10 protein-coding genes and 1 pseudogene are annotated in these 16,394 nt (G+C 68.5%); 2 read left to right on the top strand and 9 right to left on the bottom strand.

Going from position 1 to position 16,394, the window contains the following annotated elements:
* Positions 1–128: 128 nt before the first annotated feature.
* The 7 genes and pseudogenes from QAD21_RS06580 to QAD21_RS06550 all read right to left on the bottom strand — a co-directional run bounded on the left by QAD21_RS06580 (position 129) and on the right by QAD21_RS06550 (position 10,163).
* The gene (locus tag QAD21_RS06580) at positions 129–2,108 is read right to left on the bottom strand and encodes an acetoacetate--CoA ligase (RefSeq protein ID WP_280360902.1); all 1,980 of its coding nucleotides are present in this window, start codon (positions 2,106–2,108) and stop codon (positions 129–131) included.
* Positions 2,105–3,748 carry an AMP-binding protein gene (locus QAD21_RS06575; protein ID WP_277244466.1) on the bottom strand — a complete coding sequence of 548 codons (1,644 nt, stop codon included), beginning with the start codon at positions 3,746–3,748 and terminating at the stop codon, positions 2,105–2,107. Before QAD21_RS06575 ends, QAD21_RS06580 begins: the two co-directional genes overlap by 4 nt.
* Before the next feature lie 54 nt (positions 3,749–3,802).
* The gene (locus QAD21_RS06570; RefSeq protein ID WP_280360900.1) at positions 3,803–4,717 is read right to left on the bottom strand and encodes a CoA ester lyase; all 915 of its coding nucleotides are present in this window, start codon (positions 4,715–4,717) and stop codon (positions 3,803–3,805) included.
* Positions 4,718–4,722: 5 nt separating this feature from the next.
* Positions 4,723–5,217, bottom strand: a complete 495-nt coding sequence (locus QAD21_RS06565; RefSeq protein WP_277244468.1) for a MaoC family dehydratase — start codon at positions 5,215–5,217, stop codon at positions 4,723–4,725.
* Positions 5,214–6,359, bottom strand: a complete 1,146-nt coding sequence (locus QAD21_RS06560) for an acyl-CoA dehydrogenase family protein (protein WP_280360898.1) — start codon at positions 6,357–6,359, stop codon at positions 5,214–5,216. The genes QAD21_RS06565 and QAD21_RS06560 overlap by 4 nt, the downstream gene beginning before the upstream one ends.
* Before the next feature lie 117 nt (positions 6,360–6,476).
* Positions 6,477–8,511, bottom strand: a pseudogene (locus tag QAD21_RS06555) (biotin carboxylase N-terminal domain-containing protein).
* A gap of 74 nt (positions 8,512–8,585) precedes the next feature.
* A complete protein-coding gene (locus QAD21_RS06550; protein ID WP_277244471.1) occupies positions 8,586–10,163 on the bottom strand; it encodes a carboxyl transferase domain-containing protein in 1,578 nt (525 codons plus the stop codon).
* Between the two features lie 224 nt (positions 10,164–10,387).
* Between QAD21_RS06550 and QAD21_RS06545 the strand changes: the two genes are divergently transcribed.
* A complete protein-coding gene (locus tag QAD21_RS06545; protein ID WP_165630358.1) occupies positions 10,388–13,960 on the top strand; it encodes an indolepyruvate ferredoxin oxidoreductase family protein in 3,573 nt (1,190 codons plus the stop codon).
* Between the two features lie 95 nt (positions 13,961–14,055).
* Here the strand turns inward: QAD21_RS06545 and QAD21_RS06540 are convergent, their stop codons facing one another.
* Both QAD21_RS06540 and QAD21_RS06535 read right to left on the bottom strand, forming a co-directional pair.
* On the bottom strand, positions 14,056–14,856 hold the full coding sequence (locus QAD21_RS06540; RefSeq protein ID WP_165630359.1) for a methyltransferase: 801 nt from the start codon (positions 14,854–14,856) through the stop codon (positions 14,056–14,058).
* Complete coding sequence (locus QAD21_RS06535; RefSeq protein WP_165630360.1) at positions 14,834–15,502, bottom strand: DUF5336 domain-containing protein; 669 nt, start codon at positions 15,500–15,502, stop codon at positions 14,834–14,836. Before QAD21_RS06535 ends, QAD21_RS06540 begins: the two co-directional genes overlap by 23 nt.
* 226 nt (positions 15,503–15,728) lie before the next feature.
* Between QAD21_RS06535 and QAD21_RS06530 the strand changes: the two genes are divergently transcribed.
* The gene (locus tag QAD21_RS06530) at positions 15,729–16,382 is read left to right on the top strand and encodes a TetR/AcrR family transcriptional regulator (protein WP_165630361.1); all 654 of its coding nucleotides are present in this window, start codon (positions 15,729–15,731) and stop codon (positions 16,380–16,382) included.
* Positions 16,383–16,394: the final 12 nt, after the last annotated feature.

The raw sequence follows: 16,394 nt of genomic DNA, 5'->3' as shown, positions 1-16,394 counted from the left end.
CGTCGAGGTGACGGCGTCCGGCCGTCGCCCCCCACGAGCGCAGAACTATCGACCACGCTAGTACACATACCCGCCGGGTCCCATGACCCTTGCACATCAGGGTCGCCCCGCCGGGCCACGAATCCCGCTCACCAGCGATGCGCGCGCCCTTGCTCGGCGTACCAGTTGATCAGCGCGTAATCGTCGACCGCCTTGGGGTCGATGTTGACCTCGGAACGGCCCGCCAGAATCGCGGTGACCGGAACCTCGAGCTTCTTTCCGGTCCGGGTGTGCGGAATCCCGGGGGCCTCGATGACCTCGTCGGGCACATGGCGTTTGGAGAGGCGGTCGCGGACCGCGCCCGCGATCCGGCCGATCAGCGCGTCGTCGAGCGTCGCGCCGGGGACCAGGGTGACGAACAGCGGCATCCAATAGGCGCCGTCCGGTCCGTCGACACCGAGCACGAAGGCCTCGGCGATCTCGTCGAGCGCTTCGACGACCTCGTAGATGTCGGCCGATCCCATCCGGATCCCGTGGCGGTTCAACGTTGCGTCGCTGCGGCCGTGGATCACGAGCGACCCGCGTTCGGTCACGGTCACCCAGTCACCGTGCCGCCAGACCGGCTTCTCCGGACTCGACGCACCGCCCTCCCATTCGTGGGCGAAATATGCCGCGCGGTAGCGCGCACCGTCGGGATCGTCCCAGAAGCTCACGGGCATCGACGGCATCGGCGCGGTGACGACGAGTTCACCCACCTCCCCCACAAGCGGGCGGGCGTCGGGCGACCAACTCTCCAGTGCCACACCGAGGTAGCGCACCGACAGCTCCCCCGGGACGACCGGTACACCGGTGGAGCCGCCGGCGAATGCGGACACGATATCGGTGCCGCCACTGATCGAGGAGATGGGCAGTCCGGACCCGACGTGGTCGTCGACCCAGGTGAAAAGATCTGCGGCGAGCGATGACCCGGTACTTCCGAGAGTGCGCAACCGACCGAGGTCGTGCCGGCGACCAGGGTCCAGACCCGCCTTCCGCGAGGCCTGCAGCTGACCGGGACTCGTGCCGAAGTAGGTGACGTGCTCGTCGTCGACGACCTGCCACAGGCGGTCGGCGTCCGGGTACAGGGGCGAACCGCTGTAACAGACGATCCGCGAACCGCACAGCAGCCCGGCGACCTGATAGTTCCACATCATCCAGCTGAGGGCCGTCTGCCAGAAGAACACGTCGTCTGCGGACAGATCGCCGTGCAGGGCACCGGCTTTCAGGTGCTCGAGCAGGACTCCCCCGTGTCCGTGCACGATGCCCTTGGGGCGTCCGGTGGTGCCGGAACTGAACAGCACCCAGAGCGGATGGTCGAAGGGCACCTTGACCGGGTGGAAGTCGCCGGGGTCGCTGTTGACGGCGTCGGCATAGTCGAGGGCCGACGAGGACTCCTCGGTCGCGCCGATCGTGATGTGCGCAACCAGTTCCGGCAGTAGCCCGGCGAGTTCGGCGCTGTCGGCGCGCTTGTCGACGATCTTACCGTTGTAGCGATATCCGGCGGCGGTGAACAGGACCTTGGGTGCGAGTTGGCCGAGTCGGCCGGCTGCCCCCTGCGGGGCATAGTCCTGTCCACATCCGGACCAGATCGCGCCCAGGGATGCGGTGGCCAGGAAGCCGATGACGGCCTCCGGGATGTCGGGGAGGTAGGCGGCCACCACGTCCCCCGACCCCACTCCGCGCGCACGCAGGGCCGCGGCCAGGCCCGCGACCTGCGCCGGCAGTTCCGCCCACGCGATCTCGGAACGGTCACCGGCCTCGTCGATGCCCACGATCGCGGCACCGGGCAGGGCGGCGTGCCGGAGGATCTGATCGACGTAGTTCAACCGCATCCCGGGGAACCAGACCGCACCGGGCATCCGGTCGTCGGCGAGCACCGCCTCGTCCCCGGGCCCGAGCGGCTCCGCGGCGAGGGCGTCGAGGTCAAAGAATTCCCAGACGGCACGCCAGAACCGGGCCGGATGTTCCACCGACCACGACCACAGATCGTCGTAATCGCCTGTGCCGGACCAGAATCGCTCGGCGACTAAGCGACCGAACCGGTCCATCTGGGTGCTCGTGACCCGCTCCGCAGTCCTCGACGTGCTCATCGCAACTGCTCGAGGATCGAGACCGCCTCGTCGCGCATCGCCACCTTGCGGACCTTCCCGGTGACGGTCATCGGGAACTCTTCGACCACATGGACGTACCGCGGGATCTTGTGTCGCGCGATCTTGCCGGTCGCGAACTCGCGCAGGTCGTCGGCGGTGAACTCGGTTGCGGTGTCGCGCAACCGGACCCAGGCCATCAGCTCCTCGCCGTATTTCACGTCGGGCACCCCGATCACCTGGGCGTCGAGGATGTCGGGATGGGTGTAGAGGAACTCCTCGATCTCGCGCGGGTAGATGTTCTCCCCGCCGCGGATCACCATGTCCTTGATGCGCCCGGTGATCCGGACATAACCGTTCTCGTCCATGTCGGCGAGGTCGCCGGTGTGCATCCAGCCGTCGGCGTCGATGGCCTCGGCCGTCTTCTCCGGGTCGTTCCAGTACCCGGTCATCACCGAATAACCGCGCGTACACAATTCGCCCGTCTCGCCGCGCGCCGAGGTCTCCCCGGTTCCGGGATCGACGACCTTGATCTCCAGGTGCGGGCCGACCCGCCCGACGGTGGTCACACGCAACTCGAGGGGATCGTCGACCCGCGTCTGCGTCGACACCGGCGACGTCTCGGTCATGCCGTAACAGATCGACACCTCACGCATGTGCATGCGGTCGACGACCTGCCGCATGACGTACTCGGGGCACGGCGACCCCGCCATGATCCCGGTGCGCAGGCTCGACAGGTCGATGTCGAGCCCGTCGTCGAGCAGGCCGAGTTCGGCGATGAACATGGTGGGCACGCCGTAGAGGCTGGTGCAGCGGTACTCCGCGACCGCCTCGAGGGTGGCCCGCGGGTCGAAGGCCGGCGCCGGGATCACCATCGCCGCACCGTGACTCGTCGCCGCGAGGTTACCCATCACCATGCCGAAGCAGTGGTAAAAGGGCACGGGTAGGCAGATCCGGTCGTCGGCGGTGTAGTTCAGCAGTTCGCCGACGAGATACCCGTTGTTACCGATGTTCCGGTGCGACAGCGTCGCACCCTTCGGGAAACCTGTTGTGCCCGAGGTGTACTGGATGTTGATCGGGTCGTCGGGTGAGAGCGACACAGCGATCTCGTCGACGCGTGCGAGCTCGTCGGCACTCGGCTCGACGCACAGCGCATCCCAGCCGGGGGATTCGAACAGGACCACTTCGCGCAGCTCCGGGCACTGCGGCCGGGCCTGTTCGAGCATCGCCGAATACGCCGAGTCCTTGAAGCTCTCGGCGGCCAGGACGACGCTCGTCCCGGACTGCTGCAGCGCGTATTCGATCTCGTTCTGCCGGTACGCGGGATTGAGATTGACCAGCACGGCGCCGATCTCGGCCGCGGCGTACTGGGTCAACACCCATTCGAACCGGTTCGGCGACCACAGCCCGACGCGGTCGCCGACCGACACGCCGAGTCGTAGCAGTCCGGCCGCGAGCGCGCGCACGTCACGGTGGAACTCGGTGTATCGCCATTCCCGCCGTGCGGCGGCGTCGATCAACGCGGTTTGCTCGCCGTGGTCCGCGACGGTGCGGGCCAGGGTGGCGCCGATGGTCTCGGTGAGCAGTGCCGGTGTCTCCTCACCGCGCGTGTGTGCAGGCTTCGGGTGAGCCTCGGTGCTCATGTTCTGCTCCGGTCTGTTCTCGGGGGGTGGATGCCCGGATGGTCGGGGGGCTCGTCAGTTCTCGGGGGCGGGATCGGTACGCGTACCGCTCACACGGGACAGGACGACCTCGGCCTGGCGCAGGACCGGCCCGTCGATCATCTGGCCGTCGAGGCTGAACACCCCGCCCGCGTGTTCGGCCGCACCGTCGAGGACCTTGCGCGCCCATTCGACCGCCTCGTCCGACGGCCGGTAACCGTTCCGGATGTGATCGACCTGGGACGGATGGATGCATGCGGTCGCGGTGTAACCCAGGGCCACCGCGTCGCGGACCTCGGCGACGAGTCCGTCGACGTCCTCGATGTCGAGGTGCACCGAGTCGACGGCGAACTTCCCGTACGCGGCGGCCGCGATGCGGACCATCGACCGGACCCAGCTCGCGACGTCCCGGTACTCACCCGGACGGGGTTCACCCGGACCGAACCGGCTCGACGTGCCGCCGAGGCCCGCGACGAGATCCTCTGCCCCCCACATCAGTCCGATGCAGTTGGAGGTGGCGGCGATGTCGCGGGCGCGGGTCGCGCCGAGCGGCGTCTCGATCAGTGCGATCGTCTGGAACGCGGTGTCCAGGATCGAGGACACGTCCTCGGCCTTGGCCTGCATCACCACCCGGTAGTTCGTCTCCGAGACGGCGGCGAGGTCGCGCCGGTAGTCGCCGGTACCGGCCGGGTTGATCCGCACGATGGTGCGGTCCGGATCGACCGGATTGGCGACGAGGGCTTCCCGGGCTGCGGCGCGGTTCGTCGACGACACCGCGTCCTCGAGGTCGAGGATGACGACGTCGGCCCGGTCGAGGGCCTTCTGGTATCGCTCGGGACGGTCCGCCGGGCAAAACAACATCGCCGGCCCGGGCGGCAGCCACGCGTTGGTGAGCTGCCCCGACAGTCCGGAACCCGCAACCGGGCCGCCGGGTGGGTCCTCGAAGAACATCGTCGTCACTCCGTCCGTTGCCGGCGCACCAGCGTTGCTCGTGCGGCGCGGGCGACGACCTCGCCGTGCTGGTTGCGTCCGATGTGGGTCAAGTTCACCACGCCCTCACCCGGACGCGACCGCGATTCGCGTTTACCGGTGCACTCGGTCTCCGCGTACAGGGTGTCGCCGGCGAACAAGGGCGCCGGGAAGGCGACCTCGCTGAAGCCCAGGTTCGCCACGAGGGTGCCCTGGGTGAGTTGGGAGACCGACAATCCCACGATCGTCGACAGGGTGAACATGGAGTTGATCAGGCGTTGCCCGCCGAAACCCGGCTGTTCGGCCGACCAGGCGGCGTCGAGGTGGAGCGCCTGCGTGTTCATGGTCAGCGTCGTGAACAGCACGTTGTCGGCCTCGGTGACAGTGCGTCCGGGCCGGTGTTCGTAGATCGTGCCCGCCTCGAACTCCTCGAACCACAACCCGCGCTGTACGATTCGACGCCCGCCGGTGGTGTCGCTCATGCGAACCCCAGCTCGCGCGCGATGAGCATGAGCTGCACCTCGGTCGTGCCCTCACCGATCTCGAGGATCTTCGAATCGCGGTAGTGCCGGGCGACGGGATATTCGTTCATGAAGCCGTACCCGCCGTGGATCTGGGTGGCCATCCGGGCATTGTCCATCGCCGCCTCACTGGCGATCATCTTGGCGATCGATGCCTCCTTCTTGAAGGGCTTGCCCGCCAACATCTTCGCCGCCGCGTCGTAGTAGGCGGTCCGCGCGACGTGCGCGCGCGCCTCCATCCGGGCGATCGCGAAGGACACCGACTGGTACTCACCGATCGCCTTGCCGAAGGACTGTCGCTCCTTGGCGTACTTCACGCTCTCGTCGACGCAGCCCTGGGCGACGCCGGTCGCGAGGGCTGCGATGGCGATCCGCCCCTCGTCGAGGATGGACAGGAAGTTGGCGTATCCGCGCCCGCGGACACCGAGCAGGTTCTCCTTGGGAACGCGTACGTCGGTGAAGGTCAGCGGATGGGTGTCCGAGGCGTTCCACCCGACCTTGTTGTACGCCGGCTCGGCGGTGAAACCCGGCGTGCCGGACGGCACGATGATGGTGGAGATCTCCTTCTTGCCGTTCTCCTTCACCCCGGTCACCGCGGTCACGGTGACCAGTGAGGTGATGTCGGTTCCCGAGTTGGTGATGAACTGCTTGCCGCCGTTGATGATCCAGGAGTCACCGTCGTCGCGGGCCGTGGTCGCGGTGGCCCCGGCATCCGATCCAGCCCCGGGTTCGGTCAACCCGAAGCCCGCGAGCGCCGTGCCCGCGGTGAGTTCGGGGAGGTACTGCTCTTTCTGCTCCTCGCTGCCGAAGCGGTAGATCGGCATGGCGCCCAGACTCACCCCGGCTTCGAGGGTGATGGCGACGGACTGGTCCACCTTGCCGAGTTCTTCCAGCGCGAGCGACAGGGCGAAGTAGTCGCCGCCCATGCCGCCGTATTTCTCGTCGAAGGGGAGACCGAACAGTCCCATCTTGCCCATCTGGGCGACGACGTCGTATGGAAAGCTCTGCTCGGCATCGTGTTTCGCGGCCACCGGCGCCACCACGGTCTGCGCGAAGTCGCGGACCGTCGCGATGAGGTCGGTGTACTCCTGGGTGAGTTCCATGTGAGTGTTCTCCTGGGAAGGTTGTCGACGGGTGGTTCAGGGCCCTTCGTGGCTCGTCGCTTTCGCTCCTCGCACCTCAGGGATCAGTAAAGGCTCGTCGCTTTCGCTCCTCGCACCTCAGAGATCAAGGGGATCGCCGGCGGTGACGACGGCGAGGATCTGTCCCGCGTCGACCTTGTCCCCCACCTTCACGGAGATGTCGACGGTGCCGTCCACCGGCGCGGTGAGTGCATGTTCCATCTTCATCGCCTCGACGACGACGATCGACTGGCCGGCGGAGACGTCGTCCCCGATCTCGGCGGCGACGGCGACCACGGTGCCCGGCATCGGGCTGGTGATCTCGCCGGCGTGCTCGTCGGCGGCCTCGTCGAGCAGGGGCTTCGCGAGTTCGAGGACCCAGGTGCCCGACGGCCCTCCCACCCACCAGCTCTCCCCGACGCGAACACTCGACCACGACTGCGTCACCCCGTCGACGACCAGGCGGTCCGGGCCGCGACCGTCGCCGGGTTGCGCCGGCCGGTAGACCACGTGCCCGGTCCACGACGCCTCGGCGTCGTCGTCGAAGGTGACGGTGGCGGTTCCCGAGACGGACCATTCGTCGGCGGCGTCGACCTGGATGGCCACCGTCGAATGCCGTCCGCCCGCGACGAGGCGGGTGCGGACCGGAGCGGATCGGCCGACCCGCCATCCGACCGCCGAGGACCAGACGTCGTCGGCATCGCGAGCGCCGATCCGCGCCAGACCCACGAGCACCTGTGCCTCGGGAATGGGCTCCGGCGCAGCGTAATCGGTGACGAGGCGGTCCAACAGCTCGGTGTCGAGGTCGGCGTCCACGACCGCCTGCTGACGCAGGACGAAGCGGCAGAAGTCGATGTTGGTGACCACGCCCAGCACGCGTGTGTGGGCCAGTGCCTGATCGAGACGTTCGAGCGCCTCCTCCCGGTCGGCACCGTAGGCGATGATCTTCGCGAGCATCGGGTCGTAGTCACTGCCGACGCGCAATCCGTCGAGCATGGCCGAGTCGACGCGGATGCCGCCGCCGGCCGAGGTGTCGGGATGGACGAGATGCTCGATCGTGCCGCCGGTCGGCAGGAAACCGCGGGCCGGGTCCTCGGCGTACACGCGTGCCTCGATCGCGTGGCCGCTGAGGGTGATCGTGTACTGCGTCAGACCCAGGACTTCTCCGCGGGCGACGCGGATCTGTTGTTCCACGAGGTCGACTCCGGTGACGAGCTCGGTCACCGGGTGCTCGACCTGCAGGCGGGTGTTCATCTCCATGAAGAAGAACTCGTCGGGCCGGTGCGCCGACACGATGAACTCGACCGTGCCCGCCCCGGTGTAGCCGACACTGCGCGCGGCATCGCACGCGGCCTCACCGATGCGAGCACGGGTCTCGGCGTCGAGCAGCGCCGACGGCGCCTCCTCGATCACCTTCTGGTGCCGCCGCTGCAATGAGCACTCGCGCTCGCCGAGGTGGATGACGTTCCCGTGCTGATCCGCGAGGACCTGCACCTCGATGTGGCGCGGGGTGTCGACGAAATGCTCGAGGAACAGCGCGTCGTCGCCGAACGCGGCGGCGGCCTCGCGGCGGGCCCGCTCCAGCGCGGCCGGCAGCTCCGACGCCTCGGCCACGCGGTGCATCCCCTTCCCACCGCCACCCGCACTGGGCTTGATGAGAACCGGGAACCCGATGTCGGGGGCCGCGGCGATGAGGTCGTCGTCGGTCAGGCCGGGGCGCGACAGACCCGGCACCACCGGCACGTCGCGAGCGGTGACGGCGCCGGGCCGTGATCTTGTCTCCCATCGTCGCGATCGCCTCCGCGGGCGGCCCGATGAAGACGATGCCCGCCTCCGCCAGAGCGGCCGCGAATTTCTGGTTCTCCGAGAGGAATCCGTAGCCCGGGTGGACGGCGTCGGCACCGGTCTTGCGTGCCGCGTCGACCACTTTTGCGATGTCGAGGTAGCTCTGGGTGGCGGCGGCCGGGCCGATGTGCACGGCGACGTCGGCCTCCCGGACGTGGCGCGCTTGCGCGTCGGCGTCGGAATAGACGGCGATACTGCGGATTCCCATGTGGCGCAGGGTGTCTATCACCCGGCAGGCGATCTCACCACGGTTGGCCACCAGGACGCTGCGGATGGGTCTGGTACTCACGGTCGGGGTCCTCGGGCTCGGCGGGACGGGGCGGTGGAGATCGGGTTCGGACTCGGCGACGTCGGCATCGGCGGTCACATCCGGAAGACGCCGTAGCGCGGATCGGCGAGCGGTGCGTAGCGGGCGGTCTCGAGAGCGAGGCCGAGCAGTGTCCGGGTCTGCGCGGGGTCGACGATCCCGTCGTCCCACAGCCGGGCCGTCGAGTAGTAGGCATCCGACTGTTGTTCGAACTGTTCGCGGATCGGGGCCTTGAACGCTTCCTCGTCCTCGGTGGACCATTCCGCGCCGGATCGCTCGATCTGGTTGCGTCGCACCGTTCCGAGGGTGTCGGCGGCCTGCGGTCCGCCCATGACCGAGATGCGGGCGTTGGGCCACATCCAGAGGAATCTGGGCGAGTAGGCGCGTCCGCACATCGAGTAGTTGCCCGCGCCGAAGGAGCCGCCGACCATGACGGTGAACTTTGGCACGCGTGCGCACGCCACGGCGTTGACCATCTTGGCCCCGTTCTTGGCGATGCCGCCCTGCTCGTAGGCCTTGCCGACCATGAAGCCCGTGATGTTCTGCAGGAACAGCAACGGGATGCGACGCTGGTCGCACAGTTCGATGAAATGGGCTCCCTTCAGCGCGGATTCGCTGAACAGGACACCGTTGTTGGCGACGATCCCCACCGGGTGACCGTGCAGGTGCGCGAACGCCGTCACCAGACTGGTGCCGTAGTTCGCCTTGAACTCGTTGTATTCCCCTCCGTCGCACAGTATTTCGATGACCGACCGGACGTCGTACGGAGTTCGCGGGTCGGTGGGCACCACGTCGTAGATGTCGGTCTGCGGCCGCACCGGCTCGCGGACCGGGATCGTCTCCCACTGTGGCGCCTCGCGGGGCCCGAGGGTCGCGACGATCTCGCGGACCTTGGCGAGCGCCTGCTGGTCGTTGTCGACGAGGTGGTCGGTGACACCGGAGACCGATGAGTGCATCGCACCACCGCCCAGGTCCTCGGCGGAGACATCTTCTCCGGTCGCCGCCTTCACCAGTGGCGGGCCCGCGAGGAAGATGGTGCCCTGATTGCGCACGATCACCGTCTCGTCGCTCATCGCCGGGACGTAGGCCCCGCCGGCGGTCGACGACCCGAGCACCGCGGCGATCTGCGGGATGCCGGCGGCGCTCATGGTCGCCTGATTGAAGAAGATCCGTCCGAAGTGATCCCGGTCGGGGAACACCTCGTCCTGCTGGAGCAACATCGCGCCGCCCGAGTCGACGAGGTAGATGCACGGGAGCCGGTTGGCCGCCGCGATCTCCTGCGCACGCAGATGCTTCTTGACCGTGACCGGGTAGTACGTGCCGCCGGAGACCGTGGCGTCGTTGGCGACGATCATGCACTCTCGACCCGCGACGCGCCCCACGCCGGCGATGACCCCGGCGGCGGGCACCTTGCCGCCGTACATCCCGAAGGCCGCGAGCGGGGCCACCTCGATGAACGGCGACCCGACGTCGAGCAGCCCGTCGACCCGGTCCCGCGGGAGCAACTTTCCGCGAGCGACGTGGCGATCACGAACCTTCGCGCCGCCGCCGGCGGACACCTCTCGCAGGCGTTCGTCGAGCAGGTCGAGATTGCGCTGGTGTGCGGCCCGGAAGCCGTCGAGCGTGCTGGTCACCGTCGACCCTTCAGTTAGTGGCTATTAACTGAAAGTGATCGTACGCGATGAAGTGGCCCATGTCACGCCCCGGTTCATCCACCGCGTCGACATGACCTACGTGACGCGCATCACGTCTTCTCGTACTGTTGTGGCAGGCCCACCACCCCCGGGCCGACACAACCGATGCGCCGACACCCCGGAACCCCGGACCGGCCACCGCACATAGAAGGCCAGGTGACCCCATGACCCTCGCAGACGACCGCGCTCGCTCCGAGCACGTCCCGACCCCCGGCACGCCGCCCGAGACGGCAGCCACCGGGTTCTCGCTCGACGACCGCTACACCCGCGAGTCCGGCGACATCTACCTCACCGGCATCCAGGCCCTGGTACGCATGGTCCGCGACCGCGCTCGCGTCGACCGCCGTTCCGGCCTCCGGACCGCCTCGTTCATCTCCGGCTACGAGGGTTCTCCCCTCGCCGGTTACGATCTCGAACTCGCCCGACGGCACGAGCATCTCGCCCCGTACGACGTCATCCACCGGCCCGGTCTCAACGAAGAGCTCGCCGCGACCTCGGTGATGGGTTCACAGCTCGCCGCACAGGTCATCGGCGGTGCCGAATTGACGCCGTCCGCGGACGGACTCCCCCGCGACGGCGTCGTCGGATACTGGTACGGCAAGGCGCCCGGTCTCGACCGCGCGACGGACGCCCTGCGGCACGCGAACCTCATCGGAACCCATTCCGCCGGTGGCGCGGTCGCGCTCGTCGGTGACGACCCGGGCGCGAAATCCTCGACGGTCCCGTGCGCGTCGGAGATGGCGCTGGCCGACCTCTACATCCCGATCCTCTATCCGGCCGATTCCCAGGACATCCTGGATCTCGGTGTCCATGCGGCGCTCATGAGTCGCACCAGCGGGGTCTGGACCTCGCTCAAGATCTCCGCGCACGTCGCGGACGGCGCGTCGACCGCACGCGTCGACCCGGACCGCATAGTGCCCGTCTACGGCGACCTCGGGACGAGCCCCCACGTGCCCAGCGGACGACTGCTCGGCGCCCATCTCATGGAACTCGAACAGAATCAGCTGACCACCCGGCTCCCGCGTGCGCAGGAGTACGCACGGCTCAACGGCCTCAACCGGATCGTGGTCTCGAGTCCCGACGACCGCATCGGCATCGTCGCCGCGGGAAAGACCTACCTCGATCTCCGGGAAGCACTGCGACTGATGCGGATCGACGACGAGGATCTGCGCCGGCTCGGAATCCGCATCCTCAAGCTCGGCATGGTCTACCCGATCGAGCGAGAGATCCTGGATCGCTTCATGTTCGACACCGCCACCGGCGATCTCGACGAGGTCATCGTGGTCGAGGAGAAGCGCGACTTCATCGAGACGATGATGCGCGACATCCTGTTCCGCCACCCGCGGGCCCCGCGCATCGTGGGGAAGGTGCATGAAGACGGATCGACCTTGTTCTCCCGCTTCGGCGAACTCGACGTCGACGCGGTGACCCGAGGACTCGCCGACCGTCTCGCCCGCCACGGGGTCGACGCCGCGCGGATCTGGCTCGACCGCAAAGCCGCTCGCCGCACCCGCATCGAACTCCCGTTGGCGGTGCGCACGCCGTACTTCTGCTCCGGCTGCCCCCACAACAGTTCGACGAAGGTCGCCGAGAACACCCTGGTCGGCGCCGGCATCGGTTGTCACGCGATGGTGTTGCTGATGGATCCCCGGCAGGTCGGCGACATCGCCGGGGTCACCCAGATGGGCGGCGAGGGCGCGCAGTGGATCGGCATGGCCCCGTTCGTGTCCGCGGACCACTTCGTGCAGAACATCGGCGACGGAACCTTCTCGCACTCGGGGTCGCTGGCGTTGCGGGCCGCCGTGGCGTCGGGCGCGAACATCACCTACAAGCTGCTCTACAACGGCACCGTCGCGATGACCGGTGGACAGGATCCGGTGGGCGGGATGACCCTGCCGCGGTTGACGTCACTGTTGCTCGACGAAGGCGTCAGCCGGGTCGTGGTCACCTCCGACGACCCGAAACACGTTCGTACGCTGGGACTCCCCGACACCGTCGAGGTTCGCCACCGCGATGACCTGCTCGAGGTACAGACCGAACTCGCGGGCGTCGCGGGCGTCTCGGTGCTCGTCCACGATCAGCACTGCGCCGCCGAGAAGCGCCGCAAGCGCAAGCGCGGCGCCATGCCCACCCCCACTCGTCGCGTCCTGATCAACGAACGCATCTGCGAGGGGTGCGGCGACTGCGGCGAGAAGTCGAACTGCCTCTCGGTGCACCCGGTCCAGACCGAGTTCGGACGCAAGACGCGCATCGACCAGAGTTCGTGCAACCTCGACCTCTCCTGCCTCAAGGGCGACTGCCCGTCGTTCGTCACGATCACCCCGGGCACCGACCGCATCCGCACGCGCGCAGCCGATCTGGCGGACACCGTGTTGCCGATGCCCGCGGTCCCCGCCATCCGCGACACCTTCTCCCTGCGCATCACGGGTATCGGCGGTACCGGCGTGGTGACCGTGTCCCAGGTCCTGGCCACCGCTGCCGTCCTCGACGGCCACTCGGCCCGGACCGTCGACATGACCGGGCTCGCGCAGAAGGGCGGCGCCGTGGTCAGCGACATCAAGGTGGCCCCGCATCCGCTGGAGCAGGCGGCGAAGGTGGCGTCCGAGGACTGCGACCTGTACCTCGTGTGCGACCCGCTGGTCGGTACCGACCCGGTCAACCTCAAGGTCACCGCTCCCGAGAAGACGGTCGCGATCGTCTCGACCACCCAGGTGCCGACCGGGTTGATGGTCATCGACACCTCGGTCGGGTTCCCGGCGGACTCCGCCGTCCACTCCGCGGTCGACTCCCGGGTCGCGCGGACCGTGTACCTCGATTCGGGAGCGGTGTCGACAGCCTTGTTCGGCGACGAGCAGTACGCCAACATGCTGATGGTCGGTGCTGCGTATCAAGCCGGGGCGCTGGCCATCTCGGCGGAATCCATCGAGCGGGCGATCGAGCTCAACGGCGTGGCCGTGGATGCGAACGTCCAGGCGTTCCGGCGCGGGCGGCAGGTCGTGGCCGATCCCGACTCCGTGTCCGGCACCATCGACGGACTGCACGGTCGCGGGGTCGCCGAGATCGAACCGAGCCGCCACGCCCTCGAGGTGGTCAGCGCGCTCGGGGATATCGACGCCGACCTCCGGCGCACCATCGCGATCCGGTACGACGAGCTGACCGCCCACTCCGACGAGAAATACGCGCGAACCTACCTCGACACGGTCGACCGCGTACGACGCGTCGCATCCGACCCCTCGCTCACCGCCGCCGTCGCCCGGAACCTGTTCAAGCTGATGGCCTACAAGGACGAGTACGAGGTCGCCCGGCTCACGCAGGACCCGGCGTTCGCCGCGCGCATCGCCGACGAGTTCGGCGCCGACGCCGAGGTCGCGGTGCGGCTCCATCCGCCGACCCTGCGGAGTATGGGGATGCGCGAGAAGCTGGCGCTGGGATCGTGGGCCGACACCCCGCTGAGCGCGCTCGCGAAGATGAAGCGCCTCCGGGGAACCCGCCTGGACCCGTTCGGCCGCAGCGAGATCCGTCGCACCGAACGTGCGCTGATCATCGAATACCGGGAACTCGTCGACGCCGCGCTCGACGCGCTCGCGAGTGGACGCATCGGCGCGGACCAGCTGCCCGCGGTCGTCGACCTCGCGGAACTACCGGACATGGTCCGGGGTTACGAGGGGATCAAGATGGCCAACGTCGAGCGCTACCGGGAAGCGGTCGCACGGCAGCGGGAGGTGCTGGGGATCTAGGGCTTTCGAGCTAGCGCAACTGAAAACCGCCCGACACAGCGCACCCGACGCCCATGAGGCGTCGGGCACCGCTGGAGGGTGGTTTTCAGCCGGCCTCAGCGTGCCCGCCGAAGACGCGCCACGGCGGTCTGGCCGTCGTCGCCCGCGACGACCGTGCACTCGTAGTGTGCTCTGGTCGGCGGGGCGACGGCGACCAGGTCGTACTGGGCGGTGTTCATCTCGATCAGCAACTCGCCACCGACGGCGAGCCAGCTCCGGGCGTCGGCGATCAACGCCGTGATGTGGTCGAGGCCGTCCGGGCCGCCGAGCAGCGCGCCGCGCGGTTCGTGATCCCGCGCCTCCGGCGCCAGCAGTCCGAGCGCCGACTCGGGCACGTAGGGAGGTACTGCGGCGATCACGTCCAGGCGGCCGCGAAGGTCGTCCGGCAGCGGGACGAGCCCGGCACCGAGGTGAATCCCGGTCCCGCCCGGCAGGTTTCGGCGCGCGAAGCCGAGGGCGGTGTCGTCGGCATCGACGACATGCAGTTCGACGCCGGGCACCGCGGCCGCAACACTCGCGGCGATGGGTGCGACGCCGCAGAACGCCTCGAGTACGGTCGGCGACCGGCGCGCACCCGCCGCGGCAATCGCGGTGCGCGCCAACAACAGGGAACGCTGCCGCGGCACGAAGACGCCCGGGCCCACGGACAACCGCAACTCGCCGAACTGCACCCAGCCCACCAGATGCTCGATCGGTACGCCGGCCACGCGTCGGGCACAGAGCGTGTCGAGTTCGGTTGCGTCGGCGGCGTGTTCGCGAAGCAGCGCGGCTTCATCGTCGGCGAAGACACATCCCGCACGACGCAGGAGGCGAACGATCGGATCGTCGGGGGCGTCATCCCCGGTCGGGCGAGTCATCCTTCTTCAGACCGTACAAGAAGGCCGCCGCGATGAGCAGCGCCACCTGCAGGAATCCCAGGATCAGCCCGACGATCGCACCGGCACCGAGGTCGAGGAACGGCGGCGTGATCAGTGCCGCGGCGAACAGGGCCAGCCATGCGGCGACTCCGACGACCGCGAGGAACGGCAGCGCCTTGCGATAGCTTGGAACCAGCACGAACGTCGCCGCGATGCCGACGACCCCGAGCAGGATGAAGAACTTGCCGGGGTTCAGGACGATCTCGTAGGAGAAGTACGCGGGTATGCCGCCCTGCCCTTCCTCGAAATCCGTTCCCCATCGGTTGAGTTCCTCCTCGGCACCGACCCCGACCGAGATCCACCCGAGGAAGCCCATGAAATACGTGACCACCCCCGCGACCGCGGAGGCCAGCGCGAAGATCACCGCCAGGTCGGCACGTGGCCCGCGGGCCGGCTGTCCCCAGCCGGGACCGGGAGGCGGGTACGGCGCGCCGGTGTTCCACTGCTGAGGGGGAAGACTCCCGGTGCCGGGGTGCTGGACGTGGGCCGTCTGATCCTGGTTGCCGGCGAAGCCCCCGGTCTGCGGCGGGCCCTGCGGAACGCCTGACCACTGACCGCCGGGGTGCTGAGGTTCGCCTGGATTCACGATCCGCTCCTCGTCGCTGCTGCGGGACTCGGCCCGCCGCCCTCGCGGGCTGTTCTGCGCCCGCCGTCCGGCGCGCGATCATGCGCAAGACTAAGCCCTTCCCGGCCTCGTGAGCACCGGCTGGTGCAGTTTTCATTCGACCGGGTCACCCACCCCGCGATCCGCGCGCCGACGTCGGACACGCTGCATCTCGTCCGCACGCGCGAACGCGTAGAGTTCGGGATCGATGTCCGCGACGCATGAACCGCGCGAGGACGAATCGGAGATCACGAATCGTCCGCCGACGCGCCGAACCCAGGCCAAGGCGGCCCGTCGTGCCGAATTGCTGTCCGCCGCCGCCCATCAGATGGCCGAGCGAGGATTCGCCGGCGTGCGACTGGAGGACATCGGACGAGCCGTCGGGGTGAGCGGCCCGGCCATGTACCGCCACTTCTCCTCCAAGACCGAGCTACTCGACGAGATGCTCATCGACATCAGTCAGCGACTGCACGACGGCGGCAGCGAGGTCGCCGACCGCGGCGGCTCACCGGCGGAAACCCTGGTGGCGCTCATCGGCTTTCACATCGACGTCCTCGTCACCCGTCCCGACCTCATCACGGTGCAGGACCGGGACCTGCCGTCGATGACCCCGGACGCCAATCACCGGGTCCGGCTGCTGCAGCGCCGGTACGTGGAGCGGTGGGTGGACGTCCTCCTCGCGGTGATCGACGAGAACGGAGGCACACTCGACCGCGAGGAAGCCCGCGTGCGCGTTCACGCGATGTTCGGGTTGCTCAACTCGTCGCCTCGCCTGCCCGCGTTCGACCAGCACGGACTGCGCCGCCTCCTCACCGCGATGGCGCTGGCGGCACTCCGGTGTGAGGTGCCGGATCAGCCGTGACCCGGCACCCCG

This window comes from Gordonia sp. SMJS1, from assembly GCF_029866425.1.
Taxonomy (GTDB): domain Bacteria; phylum Actinomycetota; class Actinomycetes; order Mycobacteriales; family Mycobacteriaceae; genus Gordonia; species Gordonia hongkongensis.
Note: the sequence above shows the minus strand (reverse complement) of the source record. Positions and strands in the feature narration are given on the sequence as shown.

What these genes read in the sequence shown, in the direction of transcription:
- QAD21_RS06580 (WP_280360902.1), bottom strand. Translation starts at nt 2,108, where the DNA reads ATGAGCACGTCGAGGACTGCGGAGCGGGTCACGAGCACCCAGATGGAC.
- QAD21_RS06575 (WP_277244466.1), bottom strand. Translation starts at nt 3,748, where the DNA reads ATGAGCACCGAGGCTCACCCGAAGCCTGCACACACGCGCGGTGAGGAG.
- QAD21_RS06570 (WP_280360900.1), bottom strand. Translation starts at nt 4,717, where the DNA reads ATGTTCTTCGAGGACCCACCCGGCGGCCCGGTTGCGGGTTCCGGACTG.
- QAD21_RS06565 (WP_277244468.1), bottom strand. Translation starts at nt 5,217, where the DNA reads ATGAGCGACACCACCGGCGGGCGTCGAATCGTACAGCGCGGGTTGTGG.
- QAD21_RS06560 (WP_280360898.1), bottom strand. Translation starts at nt 6,359, where the DNA reads ATGGAACTCACCCAGGAGTACACCGACCTCATCGCGACGGTCCGCGAC.
- QAD21_RS06545 (WP_165630358.1), top strand. Translation starts at nt 10,388, where the DNA reads ATGACCCTCGCAGACGACCGCGCTCGCTCCGAGCACGTCCCGACCCCC.
- QAD21_RS06540 (WP_165630359.1), bottom strand. Translation starts at nt 14,856, where the DNA reads ATGACTCGCCCGACCGGGGATGACGCCCCCGACGATCCGATCGTTCGC.
- QAD21_RS06530 (WP_165630361.1), top strand. Translation starts at nt 15,729, where the DNA reads ATGTCCGCGACGCATGAACCGCGCGAGGACGAATCGGAGATCACGAAT.